17 protein-coding genes are annotated in these 16,895 nt (G+C 34.0%); 7 read left to right on the top strand and 10 right to left on the bottom strand.

What is annotated here, in order from left to right; genetic code table 11:
* Nucleotides 1-65 precede the first annotated feature (65 nt).
* The 6 genes from MY04_RS10390 to MY04_RS10365 all read right to left on the bottom strand — a co-directional run bounded on the left by MY04_RS10390 (nt 66) and on the right by MY04_RS10365 (nt 4,648).
* Nucleotides 66-1,124 carry a GAF domain-containing protein gene (locus MY04_RS10390; RefSeq protein WP_158297650.1) on the bottom strand — a complete coding sequence of 353 codons (1,059 nt, stop codon included), beginning with the start codon at nt 1,122-1,124 and terminating at the stop codon, nt 66-68.
* 10 nt (nt 1,125-1,134) lie between these two features.
* Complete coding sequence (locus tag MY04_RS10385) at nt 1,135-1,725, bottom strand: methyltransferase domain-containing protein (protein WP_066209410.1); 591 nt, start codon at nt 1,723-1,725, stop codon at nt 1,135-1,137.
* A 72-nt stretch (nt 1,726-1,797) separates the two neighbouring features.
* Nucleotides 1,798-2,388, bottom strand: coding sequence for a glutathione peroxidase (locus MY04_RS10380; protein WP_066209408.1), 591 nt, complete (start codon nt 2,386-2,388; stop codon nt 1,798-1,800).
* Nucleotides 2,389-2,480: 92 nt separating this feature from the next.
* The gene (locus MY04_RS10375) at nt 2,481-2,888 is read right to left on the bottom strand and encodes a hypothetical protein (protein ID WP_066209406.1); all 408 of its coding nucleotides are present in this window, start codon (nt 2,886-2,888) and stop codon (nt 2,481-2,483) included.
* 12 nt (nt 2,889-2,900) lie between these two features.
* The gene (locus tag MY04_RS10370; RefSeq protein WP_066209404.1) at nt 2,901-3,884 is read right to left on the bottom strand and encodes a M28 family peptidase; all 984 of its coding nucleotides are present in this window, start codon (nt 3,882-3,884) and stop codon (nt 2,901-2,903) included.
* Between the two features lie 41 nt (nt 3,885-3,925).
* Nucleotides 3,926-4,648, bottom strand: coding sequence for a hypothetical protein (locus MY04_RS10365; protein ID WP_066209401.1), 723 nt, complete (start codon nt 4,646-4,648; stop codon nt 3,926-3,928).
* A gap of 221 nt (nt 4,649-4,869) precedes the next feature.
* On the opposite strand from MY04_RS10365, the gene MY04_RS10360 reads away from it, so the two are divergent.
* Both MY04_RS10360 and MY04_RS10355 read left to right on the top strand, forming a co-directional pair.
* Nucleotides 4,870-7,581 (top strand): D-alanine--D-alanine ligase family protein, encoded by a 2,712-nt coding sequence (locus MY04_RS10360; protein ID WP_066209399.1) that lies wholly within the window; start codon nt 4,870-4,872, stop codon nt 7,579-7,581.
* 6 nt (nt 7,582-7,587) lie between these two features.
* Nucleotides 7,588-8,430: a PASTA domain-containing protein gene (locus tag MY04_RS10355; protein ID WP_066209398.1), complete on the top strand. Its 843-nt coding sequence runs from the start codon at nt 7,588-7,590 to the stop codon at nt 8,428-8,430.
* A gap of 33 nt (nt 8,431-8,463) precedes the next feature.
* Here MY04_RS10355 and MY04_RS10350 read toward each other — a convergent pair whose 3' ends face one another.
* From MY04_RS10350 to folP, 3 genes are all read right to left on the bottom strand, one after another.
* Nucleotides 8,464-9,351 carry a leucine-rich repeat domain-containing protein gene (locus MY04_RS10350; RefSeq protein WP_066209397.1) on the bottom strand — a complete coding sequence of 296 codons (888 nt, stop codon included), beginning with the start codon at nt 9,349-9,351 and terminating at the stop codon, nt 8,464-8,466.
* 258 nt (nt 9,352-9,609) lie between these two features.
* On the bottom strand, nt 9,610-10,446 hold the full coding sequence (cdaA, locus tag MY04_RS10345) for a diadenylate cyclase CdaA (RefSeq protein WP_066209396.1): 837 nt from the start codon (nt 10,444-10,446) through the stop codon (nt 9,610-9,612).
* Between the two features lie 204 nt (nt 10,447-10,650).
* Nucleotides 10,651-11,499, bottom strand: coding sequence for a dihydropteroate synthase (gene folP, locus MY04_RS10340; RefSeq protein ID WP_066209394.1), 849 nt, complete (start codon nt 11,497-11,499; stop codon nt 10,651-10,653).
* 154 nt (nt 11,500-11,653) lie between these two features.
* Here folP and MY04_RS10335 point away from each other — a divergent pair, with 154 nt between their 5' ends.
* The 4 genes from MY04_RS10335 to MY04_RS10320 all read left to right on the top strand — a co-directional run bounded on the left by MY04_RS10335 (nt 11,654) and on the right by MY04_RS10320 (nt 15,061).
* Nucleotides 11,654-12,202, top strand: coding sequence for a DUF1599 domain-containing protein (locus MY04_RS10335; protein ID WP_066209393.1), 549 nt, complete (start codon nt 11,654-11,656; stop codon nt 12,200-12,202).
* A 112-nt stretch (nt 12,203-12,314) separates the two neighbouring features.
* Nucleotides 12,315-13,484 (top strand): BT_3928 family protein, encoded by a 1,170-nt coding sequence (locus MY04_RS10330; RefSeq protein WP_066209391.1) that lies wholly within the window; start codon nt 12,315-12,317, stop codon nt 13,482-13,484.
* Nucleotides 13,485-13,486: 2 nt separating this feature from the next.
* Nucleotides 13,487-14,542 (top strand): ABC transporter permease, encoded by a 1,056-nt coding sequence (locus MY04_RS10325; protein WP_066209389.1) that lies wholly within the window; start codon nt 13,487-13,489, stop codon nt 14,540-14,542.
* Between the two features lie 3 nt (nt 14,543-14,545).
* Entirely contained in the window at nt 14,546-15,061 is a 516-nt protein-coding gene (locus tag MY04_RS10320; RefSeq protein ID WP_066209387.1) for a shikimate kinase, read from the top strand.
* A gap of 33 nt (nt 15,062-15,094) precedes the next feature.
* Here MY04_RS10320 and MY04_RS10315 read toward each other — a convergent pair whose 3' ends face one another.
* The gene (locus MY04_RS10315; protein ID WP_066209386.1) at nt 15,095-15,961 is read right to left on the bottom strand and encodes a DUF3108 domain-containing protein; all 867 of its coding nucleotides are present in this window, start codon (nt 15,959-15,961) and stop codon (nt 15,095-15,097) included.
* Nucleotides 15,962-16,110: 149 nt separating this feature from the next.
* On the opposite strand from MY04_RS10315, the gene MY04_RS10310 reads away from it, so the two are divergent.
* Nucleotides 16,111-16,890: a TatD family hydrolase gene (locus MY04_RS10310; protein WP_066209384.1), complete on the top strand. Its 780-nt coding sequence runs from the start codon at nt 16,111-16,113 to the stop codon at nt 16,888-16,890.
* The last annotated feature ends 5 nt before the right edge of the window (nt 16,891-16,895 follow it).

Genomic DNA, 16,895 nt, shown 5'->3' with positions numbered 1-16,895 from the left:
AAGTAGCAAAAATAATAGGTTATTACAACTTCTTGCAATAACCTATGCTTTGTTTAGAATTAATATTAAAGTTGACCCCCTAATTTTTTAATTTCTTCGTTTTTTAGCTCAATTTCTCTCAACAATTCTTCAATTTTTTCATCTTTTTGAGATTTTTCTACTTCGAGAGAATTGATTTGAGTTTTATAAGTTTCTTCGGAGGTTCTTAATTTATCGAATGCTTTAGTTAAAACGCCTTCATTGTGTTGCATTTTTGCATTGGTCGCTTCTAACTCTTTTTGCTTTCTATGCATCTCTTCTTGAGTCGCCTGTAGTTCTTCTACATTCTGCCTCATTTCCTCCTCTTGTGCTCTCATTTGTTCTGCTTGAATCTGAGAATCTTCTAAAAGAGATTTCATTCGATCGGAGTTTCTTGTCGAAGCAATTGTAGAGGCAATTGTTTCTCCTAATTTAAGTACAAACTCTCTTTGATATTCGGGCATTTCATTGAGTGAAGCTAACTCTATAATACCATAAACATCATCGTTCATAAGCATAGGAGCAATAAATAAATTGGTAGGTCTGGCCTTTCCTAAACCACTAGTTATATTGATGTATTGTTCAGGAACTTCTTTAAGGTACATTGGTTTTCTTTCGATAAAAACCTGACCTACTAATCCTTCCCTAGGTTTTACTGTTCTATTGAGGTATTTTTTTCTTTCGTAGGCATAAGCAGAGATCAAATTCAATTCTTTTCTGTCTTCTAAGCTTTCGTTTACTACAAATAAACCACCTTGAGTAACTCCAAGATAAGAAACTAAATTGTTGATAATCTGATCGCAAAGATCTTCTAAGCTGTTTTGAGAAGTACGTAAAATATCGACGAATTTAGTTAAGCCATTAGATACCCAACCTCTTTCCATTTCGATTACTTTAAGCTTTTCTCTTTGTTGACGAATGGAATCAATTGAAAGCATTAGTTCTGAACTTTCATTTTCATTTAATTCAAAACTTTTGTCATCCTCAATTAGTGCTTTAGAAAAATGTAAAGCACTGTTTAGTTCTTCCTTTAATTGCTTATTTTCTTCTTTCAATTTAGCGTATTGATCTAACCACAATACTTTAATACCAATTTGTTTATTCATGATGCCAACTTTAATCAATTTTTTTCTCAAGGATGACAAATAACTCATTACCTTGTCTAGGAGGGATGCTGTTATAACATTCTTCCATTTTCCTTATGGTGAACTTTTCTCTGAATAAACCTTGGTATTCTTCGATTGAGCCACCAAATGGAGGACCACTTTCTGTTAGTGGAAACGTAAACATTAAGCCACTAATTTTTCCTTGCTCACTCAATAAACGATAAGTTTGCTTAACATATTGTTTCCTTAAAGCAGGAGGTATAGCACAGAAAAAGGTCTGCTCAATTATTAGATCAAATTTTATGCTAATTGACCATTCAAAGAAGTCATTACAAATAATTTGTTTTTCAGGGAAGTCTGGATTCCTATCTAAAAAGTTTTTTATAGGTTGTTCTGATAAATCTATGGCATAAACATTCTTAAACCCTGCTTTCCATAAATATTCTAGTTCATAGCCATTTCCAACGCCGGGAATAAGAATGAAGAGATCTTTATCAGAAATTTGATCGAAATACTTTACTAAAGGAGTGCTAGCGTATCCGATATCCCAACCTGTCTTATTATTTAGATATTTATTATCCCAGAATTCTTTTTTATTCATAGTATTTCTTTAAAAATAAAAGGTTGCTCCATTAATCATGAAACAACCTTTAATCATTTAATCAAATGATATTTATTTTGATATCGCTTTAATTACTTCTTCGTCCATAGGCTTAATGTTAGAATTAAAGAAATCTTTTAATTCTCCTTTGTCGTCGATGTAATATTTACAGAAGTTCCAAGATGGTGCTTCGTCGTTCCAACCATTTTCCTTAGGATCAGATAACCATCTGTATAAAGGCGATTGGTCATCTCCTTTTTTTACATTGATTTTTTCCATCATTGTAAAAGTTACTCCGTAGTTAAGTTTACAAAAAGAAGCAATGTCTTCGCTAGAACCAGGTTCTTGTCCACCAAATTGATTGCAAGGGAAACCAAGTACGACTAAGCTTTCGCCATATTTTTCATGTAATTCTTGTAATGCTTCATATTGAGGAGTATATCCACATTTAGATGCAGTATTTACAATCAAGATCTTTTTACCTTTCAAAGTTTGAAAATCGAGTACTTCACCATTCAACTTTTTCATCTTAAAAGAGTAGAAAGCAGACTCTCTTTTTCTGAAGTCATCCATAGATGAAGTTTCAGGATTAGTTTTGTGAACTTTTGTACAGGCTAATAAAGCTATTGAAGTCACTACGATTAGTGTAAATAATTTTTTCATATACTTGCTAGTTCTTTTAATAGTCAATAATAGAATAAAGTGTTTGTGTTAATAATTTCAAATATATATAATGAATATAACTAATCCAAGAATTAGTTAATCCAATTTTCTGCTTCTGTTACGTTGTCGAAGTATTTTAATTGAAATCCAACATCCTCATTTAGGTTTTCAACGGCTTGGTCAAATGTCATCTGAGAAAAGACATCGACAGATACAATCCAGGCCATTTTCTGCATATTTACCTCATTATGAACCTTTGAGCTACGTTCGTGAAACCAGTTTTGGGTTTCTGGAAGCATTTGGTAATAGGCTTTGATTGCATCGACTAATACCTTTTCAGGTCTCTTCTCTATAAGTTTATCCAAATAGGTAGTTAATTCATTTCTATAAATTTTCTCGGATAAATTAATTGGAGTATTCCAAGAAGATTTTATAATCTTAAAAGATTCAGTATAAGATATCGTTTGGAAATCACTTCTGTAAATTTCAATAAAATCCATGGGTTATACTGGTTAAAGCGTAATATTTACAATTGCATTATAACTACCTTTCAAAATTTCTGCCATTTTTTCAAAATTGAGTGTCTCTGGTAAATCAGATTTTTGATGGTAATGAGGGTTTCTAAAAAAAGAAGTATCTGTAATCATAAGAGCATTCTGTTTAAAGTGCCAATAATTGCGATGATCGCTATTTGCTAAGCCTTTAACACTTGAAGGTGCATTTATAGAATAGACACTTGTATTACAAACTTCTTTCATTAATGTTTTAAATTTCTTGACTGTAGCATGGTTATTCATGTCTCCCACGAGAGCAATAAAATCTGCAGCTTTGGGGTACAATAGGTCCAAACCTTTTATCGGATAGCTTTGAGAACCAACTGTTTCATCGAAATAACCAATCATTTCTAGACATATCATTAACTTGGTGTCTACTTTTTTATCAAAATTATGAGCGGCGTGTACATAGCTACCCATGTCTTTTGTTGTAAAGAAAGGCCTTTCTTCATTAGCATAAGCAACAAGTTCTATGCAATAGTTTAAAGCAGGTTGATGTTCTTGTAATAATCTTGCAATTTCTAAAACACCTGCAATTCCACTTGCATTGTCATCAGCTCCATGTTGATCGCCAAAACTATCATAGTGTGCCCCTATAACAATTCTTGGAGCATTAGGGTTTCCATAAAAAGCAATAATATTTACATATTCTTCCCCTACAGCCTCAAATTTTTGTTCGTGGGTTTCATAGCCAAATTCTTTTAATGAGTTACTGATGTAACCCAACGCTTCTGCTTGAGCGACTTTATTCTGATAATTTCTATATCCAGTAGTAGAACATAAAGCAGTGACATGTTTTTCTAATTGTGATGCTTGTGCATTTATGTTTTTAGCCTGACTATGGTTGAATACAATGTTACCGACAGGTTGGTAAATTGATCGAACCAAAAGAAAAAATAGAAAGAAAAGTACGGTGATAATAATGGTTAGGGTGACTATCATGTAATGTTTAGTAATGCTTTAATGGTTTTCTAGATAAGAATTTAATCATTTTTTTCTTCATATTTTATTTTTTCTGTAAAAACACCAAAATCCATAATTTTTCTACCTTCAAAAGAGAGTGTTTTATCAATTTTCGAAGGATGATGTGCTAATGCATGGTGAATAAGTTTTTCTTCTGTAGTTGTTTTCTTCAGTTCTGTTAGACCACCTTTTTCTAAAATAGGAAGATCGTAAGTAGTTGTTTCTTCGATGATCATCCAAAATGCGGCGTTAAAAGGTAGATTATTAAAATCTTTTTCTTTAGATAGATAAATGTCTAAAGTAATTGAGTCGCTATCTGCTCTGAAATGTTTTTTATGATCTGTAGTTTCTTGTTTTTTGAAATCATATTCTTCTTTAGTAGGAGCAAACTGACTAAAATAGGAGAAAGGTCCGCAGATAGCGTAGGGCTCATTATTCACTAAACAAAAGGTGATGATATTTTTTGATTCAATATCAAATACCATCATTTCTTTGGAGTTGCTTTTTTGAGTGACTCCAAAATAAGGGGCATCATCAAATGTATAAATGAAGAACTGATGTAGCTCGGCTCCTTTTGTTTCTACTATTTCATAGACTTTATTAAACTTATACGATTCTTTAAATGCACTCGCATCAGAATTTTTTTCCATATACTCAATAAAGGAATCAAAAAAATCTGTGGTTTGTGCCGATAAAGAGAAGGATATCAATAACAATAATGTAATTGTGAAAAGGTGCCTCATAAATGGTTGGTTCTATTTTGAATCAGCTAAAGTAAACAACAAATTTTAGAATTACTTAGTTTATTTTTTTTCATATTCCCTCAAAATTCGAGAGGAATATGTGAGTGTGTTTATAAAAGTAATGTTTCAATAAATCATCTTTCTAGATTGTTTGTAAAAAACTCTAAATAATCTAATTACACCACTAAAAACTTATCTCCTTTTTACTAAATTTGTTGGTCATGATGAAAATAGGAATTTTTTTCGGAGGTATTTCACGAGAACGTGAAATCTCATTTGCAGGAGGTAGAACAGTTTATGATAACTTAGACAAACAATTGTTCGAACCTGTTCCAATATTTGTTGATAGTTTAGGTAACTTCATTCATCTAGATTGGAGTTTTGTATATAAAGGTACTGTACGTGATTTTTATCCGCCAGTACCAAGTGTTCCTGCTAATTTATCGGGCTTCCAAATGTATGTGGAATCTCTAGGTAAGTTATCAGAAGAACAATTAAATGAAATGGCTAGTTTGGTTGGGCAACGTGTTAAGCCCGACGATTTCGGTCAATTATTTGATTTTGCTTTCTTGGCATTACACGGTCCCTACGGAGAGGATGGTAACCTTCAAGGTTTATTGGAGTGGTACGGTATTCCTTATTCTGGTGCAGGTGTGTTGTCTTCTGCAATTGGTATTGACAAGATTACTCAGAAGAAATTATTCTCTGACCTTGGTTTGGTGACACCAGATTATAGAGTAATCGATGCAAACGATTTAACAGAAGATCAAGTAGCAACAACTTTTACTTCTCTTAAGGAAGCTTTAGGAATGCCATTAGTGGTGAAAGCACCAAGACAAGGTTCTTCTTTAGGTGTGAGTATTGTGAAAGAGGATAGCGTTGAAGCTTTCCAAGCAGCAGCTAAAAAATCATTATTTATAGAGGAGGTAAAACGTGAACAATGGATTTCTTTATCTGATGAAGATAAAATGCGTTTTGTTCATGATTTTGTCGATGTGCGATTGGGTATCGGTCTTCCTGTTTATGTAAACGGTGATAGCGAAAAGATACTTTACAATCCAAAAGAACTATATGATCATCTTGCTTCTGAATTAGAAGAGAAAGGGAATGATATGGTGAGTTATCAATCACTGGATGCTGAAGAGCGTCTATTGATTGAGCAACATGTGAAGGGAAGAGAATTCTCCTGCATTGTTGTAGAAGATGAAGATGCTCAACCTTTGGCATTGCCACCTACAGAGATTGTTCGTGGTAACGAGGGAGTATTTGATTACCGTTCGAAATACCTTCCAGGTATGAGTAGAAAAGTGACGCCAATTGATCTTCCTATTGAAAAGGTGAGAGAAATCCAATCGAAATGTGAAGAGTTGTACACCAAACTACAATTTGATGTATATGCTAGAATTGATGGATTCGTAACTGAAAGCGGTGAGGTATTTTTAAATGACCCGAATACGACTTCAGGTATGATGCCTTCATCATTCTTCTTCCATCAAGCAGCTGAAATTGGACTGAATCCATCTCAATTCCTTACGTTCATCATCAGAACATCTTTGGCTTGTAGAATTCGCTCGGGTAAGAATACGGTCGTTACTAAACCGTTATTAAAAGAGTTGGATCAGCAGATTGCTCAGTTGTCATCAGACGATCAACAAAAAAGGAGAGTAGGTGTGATTATGGGTGGTTACTCATCCGAACGTCACATTTCTGTTGAAAGTGGTAGAAACATCTATGAGAAGTTGGCTTCTTCACATAAATATGAGGCGATCCCTATTTTCTTGACAGGAAGTAATGAGCATCATGAGATCTATGAATTGCCGATCAATATCATGTTGAAAGATAATGCGGATGATATCAAATTAAAGATTGAACAAGCATTATCGGGAGAGAAGCATGAAGTATTGACGGAAGCAATTCAAAAAGCATCAAAAATTACTGATAAATATGCTGCAGGTGCATGTTTTGATCCTAAGCCTTTAAATTATGATACTTTAAAGGAAAGAGTAGATGCAGTATTTATTGCCTTGCATGGTCGCCCAGGTGAAGATGGAGCGGTACAGAAACATCTGAACGAAAAAGGTATTCCTTACAATGGTTCTGATGTAGATAGCTCTGAAATTACTATTGATAAATTTGCCACTACAGAAATTCTTGGTGAAAAAGAAGTGTTTGTGGCTGAACATATGTTGTTGCAAAAGGCAGATTGGCAAAATGATGCTAAAGCAGCGATCGATGAAGTGGAATCTAAATTTAATTATCCACTTATCGCTAAGCCTGCCGATGATGGCTGTTCTTCTGCAGTGGTGATGGTGAAGAATAGAAATACATTAGAATTCTTTGCTGAAGCCATGTTCAGAAATGAAGAAGAGGTAGCCGAAGATTTAAGAAATAAATTACACCTTGATAAAAATGAGGAATTCCCAAGTAAGCAGAAAATCTTAATTGAGGAGTTGATAAGTGCGAAAGATGCGGATCATTTCTTAGAGATCACAGGTGGTATGTTAACAAAGTGGCATGAAGATGGCACTCGTACATACGAAGTGTTTGAACCATCCGAAGCTTTAGCAAGTGGTGAAATATTATCGCTTGAAGAAAAATTCTTAGCAGGAGAAGGACAAAACATTACTCCACCAAGATTTTCTCCTGATGCTGATGAGCAAAAATGGATCTCTGATGCAGTAAGAAAAGACTTGGAGAATGTTGCCAAAATCCTAAATGTACAAGGGTATTGTAGAATCGATGCTTTTGTGAGAATTTGGAAAGAGGAGAAGAGAGTAGAAACAATTATTATTGAAGTCAACTCACTTCCGGGAATGACTCCTGCTACTTGTATTTTCCATCAAGCAGCAATTAACGGTTACAAACCTTACGACTTTATTGATAATATTCTAGAATACGGAAGACAAAGAACTGAAGCTAAGCTTAGCAGATAGATAACTATGGATACAAATAAAATTAAAAAACTGATTTTTGGAGAGTCACCTTCGGCTTTACTTATTAATATCGTTTTAATACTTTTTGCAGGTTTATTGAGTATGTGGATATTCTTTGAAGGATATCTAAGTGTAGCAACTAAACACGGAGAAACAGTAACAGTACCTAATGTAGATAGCTTGTCTTTTGAAGATGCTATTAAAAGGTTAGAGTCTGCGGGTTTACGTTACACAGTATTTGATTCTGCACCGGTAAACTATAATCCCGATCTTCCATATCTTACAGTTTTGGCACAAACGCCTAAAGCTGGAGATAAAGTGAAAGATAATAGAAATATCTACCTTACGTTAAATCCCTCACAAGCAGAATTAGTGAAGTTGGATGATATCTTAACTTCTTCTTTGAAGAATGCTGCCGAAAAAATGAGAACAATTGGTGTGAAGCCTGGTAAGATTACTAGGGTAGAAGATCGTTATCAAGGTATTTTAGAAGTGAGATATCAAGGTCAACTTGTACAGAAGTACGATAGAAAGTTGCGAAAGAAAATTATCACTTCTAGAAAAGTACACAGAGGTGGAAAAGTGGATATAGTAGTTGGAGATGGTTTAGGTAAATCTCAAACTGATGTGCCTAATCTTGTGGGGATGACAGAAGGAGATGCGGAATTCGTTTTGTTTGGTCAAGGTTTGGGTAAAGGAACCACTCACTATGTGGCTTCAGAATTACAACCTGGAACAGTTGTAAAACAATATCCTTCTGCAGAAGAAGATGAAGAAGGCATTAAGCCAAAAATAAGATACGGTAGAACTATTGAGCTGTGGGTATCTCAATATTCTGGTAAGAATTAATTAGAAAAAAGGGAATCGAAAGATTCCCTTTTTTTAATAGATAATATGTGTACTTCCTAATTCCAATTTTAATTTATTCAATTCTTTATCGGGTATAAGGTTACCTGATAGATCTAATGACTCCAAGTTTTTCATATCATATAACTCTTTTGGAATTCTGGTCAATTGATTTAGCGAGAGGTTCAATACTTTCAAGTTCTTCAATTCTGAAATTTGATGACTAACATGAGTAATCTGATTTCCTCTTAAATTGAGTTTAGATAGGTGAGTTAATTTATATATGCTGTGAGGGAGTTCTTTAATTTTATTCTGACTCAAATTAAGCTCGTATAAATACTGTAATTCATCGAGTTCTTCAGGTACTTTTTCTATATAATTCTGACTTAAATTTAAGGCGATAAGGTTGGGGTGGTGAGTACAGAAATCAGCATCAATTGCTTTTATTTTGTTGTTATTTAAGTTGATGGATATTAAATGTGTCATTTTATCAATTGATTCTGGAAAAGAAGAAATTTGATGATTCACTAACTCAACACATAAGACACTTTCAGGATTATCCACAGTATAATTTAGTTGAACTGCTTCAAAAAGACCACGTTCATACAATTGTTTAATGGCATTGGGGAAACCATATTTCATTGCAGAAATCAAATCATAACAAAAATCGGGATTATAATAACCATTTTCTTTACCATGCAAATCCTTACTAAGGCCTCTGTAATAATAAGCTTCAGCTAGATTATCCTGAATGCTAAGAGCCATCGTAAACTCACCAATAGCTTTAATATATTGTTTCTGATGATAATAACTTTTTCCCTGATTTAAATACTTATTAGGGTCATTATTAAATGGATTGTGAAATGCACTAAATAGGATAAAAAAGGAGATGAGGGAGATAGTTGCTTTAATTGATATTTTCATGATGAATAGCTAAATCGGGTACATAATAATAACCGAAGTTAACATCAAATAGTTCTAGGGTATTGTGGCCAATAATATTAAAGTGAAACATCTTATTTGCATCATCCAAATCTATTACCTTTTACCTCTTACTTCTTACCTCAAAAAAAATCACACTTGGGATAAAATCTTGAGCTTTTGATGCTCTTTCAAACTAAATAGACTGTTCCACTTAGTTCTTAGTTTCTTAGTTAAAACGAGCGTTAACTTTTCTACCTGCTACCTGCTACCTGCTACCTGCCCAGTAGCAACCACTTCTTCCTCATCATCCGTCATATATCTCCTAATCTTACCTCTTAATTCAATTGCTGAGATATTATGGTTAATCACACCTCCTTGAATATAAGACATCTGACCTGTTTCTTCAGATACAATGAGAACAATTGCATTTGTGTTTTCAGTCATACCAATACCAGCACGGTGGCGAAGTCCCATAGTGGCAGGGATATTCGGGTTTTCAGATACTGGTAAGATACAGCGGGCAGCTTCGATTCGATTGTTGTAAATCAAACAAGCACCGTCGTGCATAGGTGAGTTTTTGAAGAAAATAGAGAGCAACATCCTTTTGGAGATTTTTGCATCTACATAATCGCCCGTTTCAGCATAGAAAGATAAATCGCTGTCTTTAGAAATAACGATAAGAGCACCTGTGTTGGTACTACTCATGTCTTTCATCGCATCAATAATAGAAGGAATATCTAAATTGATGGTAGATCCTTTGCCTTTCGTTTTGAAAAGTTGAAATAAAGGGAAGTTTTTGAAATCGGTGGATTTTCCGATAAGAAGAAGAAACTTTCTGATTTCTTGTTGGAATAGAATGATGGCTGCAATCACCCCAACATCAATAAACTGACTTAGTATTTCGGAAAGCAACTCCATATCGGTAGCCTTCACCACCAAGTAAGTAAGGTAAATAGATAATCCCCCAACGAAAATCTTTAATGCAACACTCCCTTTTATTAATTTATACAAATGAAAAAGCAGCACCGATACGAAAAGTATATCGAGAAAATCAACGAAATTAATTTCTAAAAAGCCAAAGCTGAATAAAAACATTGAGTGACTACTTGAAAAGTAAAAATTAAACAGGGTCGTAGGGGATAAAACTTAAAGTTTCTTCCAAAAATACTATTACTCTCAATTAACTAAAAAATTAGACCAAAACAGTATTTTTAGAAAGTTTTTTACTAAAACTTTCCTTATAAAACAGGGGGTTAAAGATTCTCCTTGCTACTAGAATACAAAAATAATTTCTTTCTGCTAAAAAAGAACGGTTTCTGAAAATAGTTTTACACATTCTGCTGCTTCTTTTACATCATGCACTCTTAGGATATTTCCACCCTGCTGTAAAGCTATGGTATTAATTACAGTAGTGCCATTCAAAGCATCTTTTGCTTCGATGTTTAACTTCTTGGTAATCATCGATTTTCTAGAGACTCCGACCAAAATTGGGCAGTCTAAAGCTTGTAGGGTGGACATCTCTCGAAGTAATTCATAATTCTGATCTAACGTTTTAGCAAAACCGAATCCAGGATCAATAATCAAATCTACCGCACCACTTTTAATAAATTCGATTCTTCTTTCAGAAAAATACTTCATCACCTCGTGGGTCACTCCATTTGGATAGTCGGTAAGCGTTTGCATTGTTTGTGGAGTTCCTCTCATGTGCATCATGATGTAGGGGACGTCAAGATCAGCCACAGTTTGATACATTTTTGCGTCTAATTTTCCTCCTGATATATCATTTATTATTCCTGCACCCGCTTGAATACTTTGTCGAGCCACTTCGCTTCTGAATGTATCAATAGATAGGATAGCTTCTGGGAATTGAGAAGAGATTTGATCAATAATAGGAAGTACTCTTTCCAATTCTTCCTTTTCATTTACATGATCTGCTCCAGGTCTAGACGAGTAGCCACCGATATCAAGTATAGTTGCTCCGTCTTGAAGCATTTTTTCAGCTTGCTGAATTGCGTCATCCACATAAAGTTTACGACTTTGATTATAAAATGAGTCAGGGGTAGCGTTAATGATCCCCATTACCTTGGGAGTATTAAAATCTAGTAACGTTCCTTTAATTTTTATAGATAAATTTTTTGATTTACTCATTTTATATTTGTGCTAATAACGGTAAGTGGTAACTTTACATCAAAGTTAGCTGAAAAATAGTCGAAGGACACCGAAGGGGAGATTTTTTTGATCAAAGAGTTGATATTTTTTAGATCATATCAAACTACTAGGTGCTTTCATTAAAAAATATAGAATGTCAGAAAATAAAACAGAAATAGAATTCAAAGCAGTTCTTTCGGAATGCAGATCTTTATTTGAGAAAAAAACGATTGATTATGGTACTGCATGGAGAATCTTAAGATTATCTTCCATAACAGATCAAATCTATATCAAAGCGATGCGTATCCGATCGATTCAAGAGAAAGGAGAGCAGAAAATTGATGAAGATATCAACGGAGAATTTGTTGCCATTATTAATTATTGTTTGATGGCATTGACACAATTAGAATTGATGGACGATGATCGTATGGAGATTCCTGCAGAAGAAGTAATGGAGTACTACGACAAGCATGCGACGAATACAATGAATTTGATGTTCAATAAAAATCATGATTACGGAGAGGCTTGGAGAATGATGCGTGTTTCTGGAATTACCGACATTATTTTGATGAAACTACTAAGAGTAAAGCAAATTGAAGGAAACGATGGTAAAACTATTGTGTCGGAAGGAGTGGATGCTAATTATCAGGATATGATTAATTATTCTATTTTTGCCTTAATTCTTTCGGGGTTTGCATCTTAATTAATATATTTAAAGCAGAGTTCTCTGTAATTCTTTTACATTGAACCTCGTTTGAAATTAGGGGATTTTTTCAACTGCATATTTAGACTAGCACAAGCAACAACAAAATCAAATGAAAGCCTTACAAAAAATTTTAGCATCTACTATAGGAATTATTTTCATGTTATCAGGTTTCGTGAAAATTATTGATCCAATGGGGACGGCTATCAAATTTGAAGAATACTTCCATGTCTTCGCAGAAGATGTCTCTACGACCTTACCGTTTTTAGAGTCCTTCTTTTTGTATTTAATAGGATGGAAACTATTTCTTTCTGTAATGTTCTCTTCGTTTGAATTTATTCTGGGTGTCGCATTATTGGTAAATTACAGAGCCAAATTGATGCACAGGTTAACCTTATTACTACTCATTTTCTTTGGTTTCTTAACGTTCTATTCGGCCTTTTTCGATAAAGTTACCGACTGTGGATGTTTCGGTGACGCAATAAAGTTCACTCCATGGGGATCATTCACCAAAGATTTAGTATTGCTAGTGATGTTGTTGGTATCAATGAAACTTTTACCTGGTAAGAAAAGAGTTTCAGCGTATGGTACTTATGGAGGAGGAATGTCTTTACAAAAAGAAAATTCTTCCATCTTCAAAAAGATTTCTATTTGGGTAGCGGTATTGTTTGCTTTTGGTATGTGCTATTATGCAATTCAACATTTACCTCCAATTGATTTTAGACCATATAAAATTGGTAATAATATATCAGAAATGATGACCTCTCAAGAACCATGTGTTAGTGTGTATTACATGGAAAAAGACGGAGAGGAGAAGATGTTTGAAAATTATCCAACAGATACTTCTTGGAAATTGGTAAGAATGGAGACAATTAACGAAGATGAGTGTCAGCCTTTGATTCCTGATTATTATATTTCTAATGAACAAGGAGAAGATTTTACAGAAATCACAACAAAAGGAACTAAGTTGTTAGTGATTATTCAAAATGTTTCTGAAATTGAACCTGAAACGATGGAACCTATCAATAATTTAATTAGAGGGGTTTCTTCGGATGATGTATCTGCTTTAGCTATTACTAGTGATGCGACAGATTTTGATGCTTTCAAAAGAAAAGTGCGTTTGTCTATTCCACATTATTATGCAGATGCAACAGTACTTAAAGCTGTCGTTCGTTCTAACCCTGGAATTTTGTTGGTAAAGGATGGGACAATTTTAGGGAAGTGGCATCATAATGATACCCCAAAAAGTGAAGTAATTTCTCAATTGTTAAATCAAGAGTAAGCGTGCTACAATTTATTGTTAATAGATTATTTTATGGATTTCTGGTAATCATAGGAGTGATAACAGTTGTTTTTGGCTTGTTTCATGCCTTACCTGGGGACCCTGTGGATTTAATGTCCGGTCAACACGCCGATCTAGAAACAAGAGATTTAATTCGTAAAGAATTAGGTTTAGACGAACCTTTAATCGTACAATACGGAAACTATCTTAGCGATTTATCTGTGATATCTGTCGAAAAAGACACAGAGAAAAATCAAAAAAAATATAGATACACTAAATTGATACCATTGGGCGATCATGCTTTGGTGTTTAAATTCCCTTATTTAAGGAGATCTTTCCAAACCAACAAGCCAGTTGATGAAATCCTTATCGAAAGTTTACCAGGTACATTTTGGCTTTCACTTGCTGCTATTATTATCGCCTCTTCTTTGGGTATATTTTTAGGAGTAGTGGCTGCTTTAAATTATGGGACCAAAATAGATCATATCATAGTAAGTTCATCGGTAGTATTTATATCAATGCCATCATTTGTTTTAGCGATATTAATGGCTATGATTTTTGGATATTATCTTTCTGAATATACAGGATTACCTATGACAGGTTCTTTATGGATGAATGATCCCATTTATGGTAGACAATTACATTTAGAAAACCTCATTCTTCCTGCCATCACTTTAGCCACAAGACCGTTGGCTATTATCGTTCAACTAACGAGAAGCTCTATGTTGGATGTGATGTCGCAAGATTATGTTAGAACAGCCAAAGCAAAAGGAGTTGGTAGAATAAGAGTAATTATTGTTCATACGTTAAGAAATGCTTTAAACCCAGTGATTACAGCTGTTTCAGGATGGTTGGCATCGATGTTAGCGGGTGCATTTTTTATTGAATATATTTTTAAATGGAAAGGGTTGGGCTTTAAAACCATTCAAGCAGTGGAGTACCTAGACTTACCTGTAGTTATGGGGGCAACCATCTTTATTGCTTTTGGATTTGTTGTGGTCAACATTTTTGTAGACATTATCTATGCTACACTTGATCCAAAAATTAGACTAAACTAGAATATGAGAATATATCTCGTGGGGATGCCAGGAAGCGGTAAATCGACACTCGCTAAAGCATTGTCCGAACAATTAGATCTGCCTTTTTACGATATGGATGATGAAATCGTAAATCAAGAAAATAGATCTATTCCCGAAATATTTGAAAAAGAAGGAGAGGAATACTTTAGAAAAGTAGAACAACAAATCGTTCAAAACTTTCATCCGGAAAATAGCATTATTGCTACAGGTGGGGGAGCACCTTGTTTTTTTGATAATATGGAGGTGTTGAACGGTTTAGGAATCACCGTTTTTACAGATGTTTCTGCAGAAGCATTAACCGAAAGAGTTTGGGGACAACATGGCACTCGACCATTATTGTCGCAATCTTCTAAAGAAGAAGTATTTCAATCCATTGATTATAAGCGGTCAGATAGGTTACCTTATTATAAAAAGGCACAAATCTATATCGAGGCTAAAGATAAAACACCAGAAGATCTTGCTATTGAAATAGCAAATAGGTTGAAGGAAATCAAATAGTATATTTTGGAATATACACCAAAGGCGAAATCATCATTTCGCCTTTTTTAGTTTTTGTTTAAGTCCTTTGTATTTCACCACATCAACATTAACAGCGCCTACAATTAGTTCAGCTTGTATTTTTAGTGGTATTCTATTGACATCATCAGATACCCAAAATTTGATAGGATGTGTGCCTGAGAAAAGTTGGTTCTCTGGCATAATAGGAGACATGACAAATGATTCTATTCTACCAAACTTCGTATACACCTTCTCTTTACCTAAATAAATGATGTTGAAATCATAGCCTTCATTTTCCCAAAAAGCATTCATAGTTATCGTATCACCTTTCACTAATTGATCATAATCAATTGTTCTTAGGTAATAATAACCAGAAATGACATCATGAGTGTTTGGTTGCATTTCATATTCCTTGTAATTCTTCTTTGGAGGATCTTCTTTTTTATGCCACATCGCATCAACTTTACCATTTTCTTGGTCAAAGTCTAATTGTTCTATTAATGTATAAGATCCTTCAAGAATATCTCTATTGAATTGAGCTGGGTAAAGCGTTTCTGTATTGAAGTAACTTTGCCACAAATCACGGATCTTCATAGTGAAGCCAAAAACGCCAATACTTTTTCCTGTTACATCTACTTTATAACATTCCTGTCCATTTACCTCATGAATGTTCTTGTCTAATTTAACAACTGCTTGACCAGCGTCAAACATCGCATAACCAGCTACATATGTGAGCATTTCTCCTTTTTCAAATTCAATATCCGATTTGATAGGAGGTTGTTCGTATCTAGTGTTTGTAGTAGTCTGACAGAATGTTTTGCTTGTTAGGAGTGTTGATAATCCTAAAATGACATAAAATGATGATAAGGTTAATTTTATATTATTTTTATCGATGTTCATGGAATTCTATAAATAACGTAATAATTAAATTCAATATTAGCCAATATTTTGGAAATCACCGATAAGTATTGCAAAAATTAGATTTTACTACATTATCAGTTTAAAAGGAAGCTATTAGATTTGCAAATCTAAAATAATACTATTAAAACATGATTGATACTCACGCTCATATATATTCAGACAAATTTAAGACTGATATAGACAAAATCTTATCCGAAGCTTTCAATAATAAGATCAAACATATTTTGATGCCAAACATAGACCATACCTCTATAGATGGCATGTTAGAATTAGAAGAAAAATACCCTCAACAATGTTTATCAATGATGGGTTTACACCCTTGTCATGTTAATGCAGAGTTCGAAAAAGAACTATATATAGTAGAGGAGTGGTTAAATAAAAGAAAGTTTATTGCTGTTGGAGAAATGGGAATGGACCTTTATTGGGATAAAACATTTAAAGAACAGCAGGTAGAAGCATTTAAAATTCAAGCCGATTTCGCAGTTAAACATCAATTGCCTTTAGTGATTCATGCAAGAGATGCTATGACGGAGACAATTTCGTTGCTTGAAGAAATTAAAACTGAAGGCCTGTTTGGTGTTCTACATTGTTTTACTGGAACGCTAGAGGAAGCAAAACAACTAATCGATTTAGGTTTCCATTTAGGCATTGGGGGAGTTGCCACATTTAAAAATGGAGGTTTGGATAAAGTGATCCCTCACGTTGATATCAAACACTTAGTTTTAGAGACGGATAGCCCTTACTTAGCCCCTAAGCCATTTAGAGGGAAAAGAAATCAGCCTGAGTATACCAACTATGTTTGTGATAAAGTTGCTGACTTTTATGGAATATCAGGATCAGAAGTTGAAGAAATTACAGACAAGAATGCCTATAAGTTATTCTCAATAGAGGAGTACTTATCTAAATAGCAGAG

Source organism: Flammeovirga sp. MY04, from assembly GCF_001682195.2.
GTDB classification, from domain to species: Bacteria; Bacteroidota; Bacteroidia; order Cytophagales; family Flammeovirgaceae; genus Flammeovirga; species Flammeovirga yaeyamensis.
This window is presented reverse-complemented; position numbering and strand designations above follow the sequence as displayed.

Bases quoted from the DNA above. Each gene is read 5' to 3' on its own strand.
- MY04_RS10370 (WP_066209404.1), bottom strand. From the start codon at position 3,884: ATGATAGTCACCCTAACCATTATTATCACCGTACTTTTCTTTCTATTT.
- MY04_RS10380 (WP_066209408.1), bottom strand. From the start codon at position 2,388: ATGAAAAAATTATTTACACTAATCGTAGTGACTTCAATAGCTTTATTA.
- MY04_RS10385 (WP_066209410.1), bottom strand. From the start codon at position 1,725: ATGAATAAAAAAGAATTCTGGGATAATAAATATCTAAATAATAAGACA.
- cdaA (WP_066209396.1), bottom strand. From the start codon at position 10,446: ATGTTTTTATTCAGCTTTGGCTTTTTAGAAATTAATTTCGTTGATTTT.
- MY04_RS10310 (WP_066209384.1), top strand. From the start codon at position 16,111: ATGATTGATACTCACGCTCATATATATTCAGACAAATTTAAGACTGAT.
- MY04_RS10335 (WP_066209393.1), top strand. From the start codon at position 11,654: ATGTCAGAAAATAAAACAGAAATAGAATTCAAAGCAGTTCTTTCGGAA.
- MY04_RS10360 (WP_066209399.1), top strand. From the start codon at position 4,870: ATGATGAAAATAGGAATTTTTTTCGGAGGTATTTCACGAGAACGTGAA.
- MY04_RS10315 (WP_066209386.1), bottom strand. From the start codon at position 15,961: ATGAACATCGATAAAAATAATATAAAATTAACCTTATCATCATTTTAT.
- MY04_RS10365 (WP_066209401.1), bottom strand. From the start codon at position 4,648: ATGAGGCACCTTTTCACAATTACATTATTGTTATTGATATCCTTCTCT.
- folP (WP_066209394.1), bottom strand. From the start codon at position 11,499: ATGAGTAAATCAAAAAATTTATCTATAAAAATTAAAGGAACGTTACTA.
- MY04_RS10320 (WP_066209387.1), top strand. From the start codon at position 14,546: ATGAGAATATATCTCGTGGGGATGCCAGGAAGCGGTAAATCGACACTC.
- MY04_RS10350 (WP_066209397.1), bottom strand. From the start codon at position 9,351: ATGAAAATATCAATTAAAGCAACTATCTCCCTCATCTCCTTTTTTATC.
- MY04_RS10330 (WP_066209391.1), top strand. From the start codon at position 12,315: ATGAAAGCCTTACAAAAAATTTTAGCATCTACTATAGGAATTATTTTC.
- MY04_RS10355 (WP_066209398.1), top strand. From the start codon at position 7,588: ATGGATACAAATAAAATTAAAAAACTGATTTTTGGAGAGTCACCTTCG.
- MY04_RS10375 (WP_066209406.1), bottom strand. From the start codon at position 2,888: ATGGATTTTATTGAAATTTACAGAAGTGATTTCCAAACGATATCTTAT.
- MY04_RS10390 (WP_158297650.1), bottom strand. From the start codon at position 1,124: ATGAATAAACAAATTGGTATTAAAGTATTGTGGTTAGATCAATACGCT.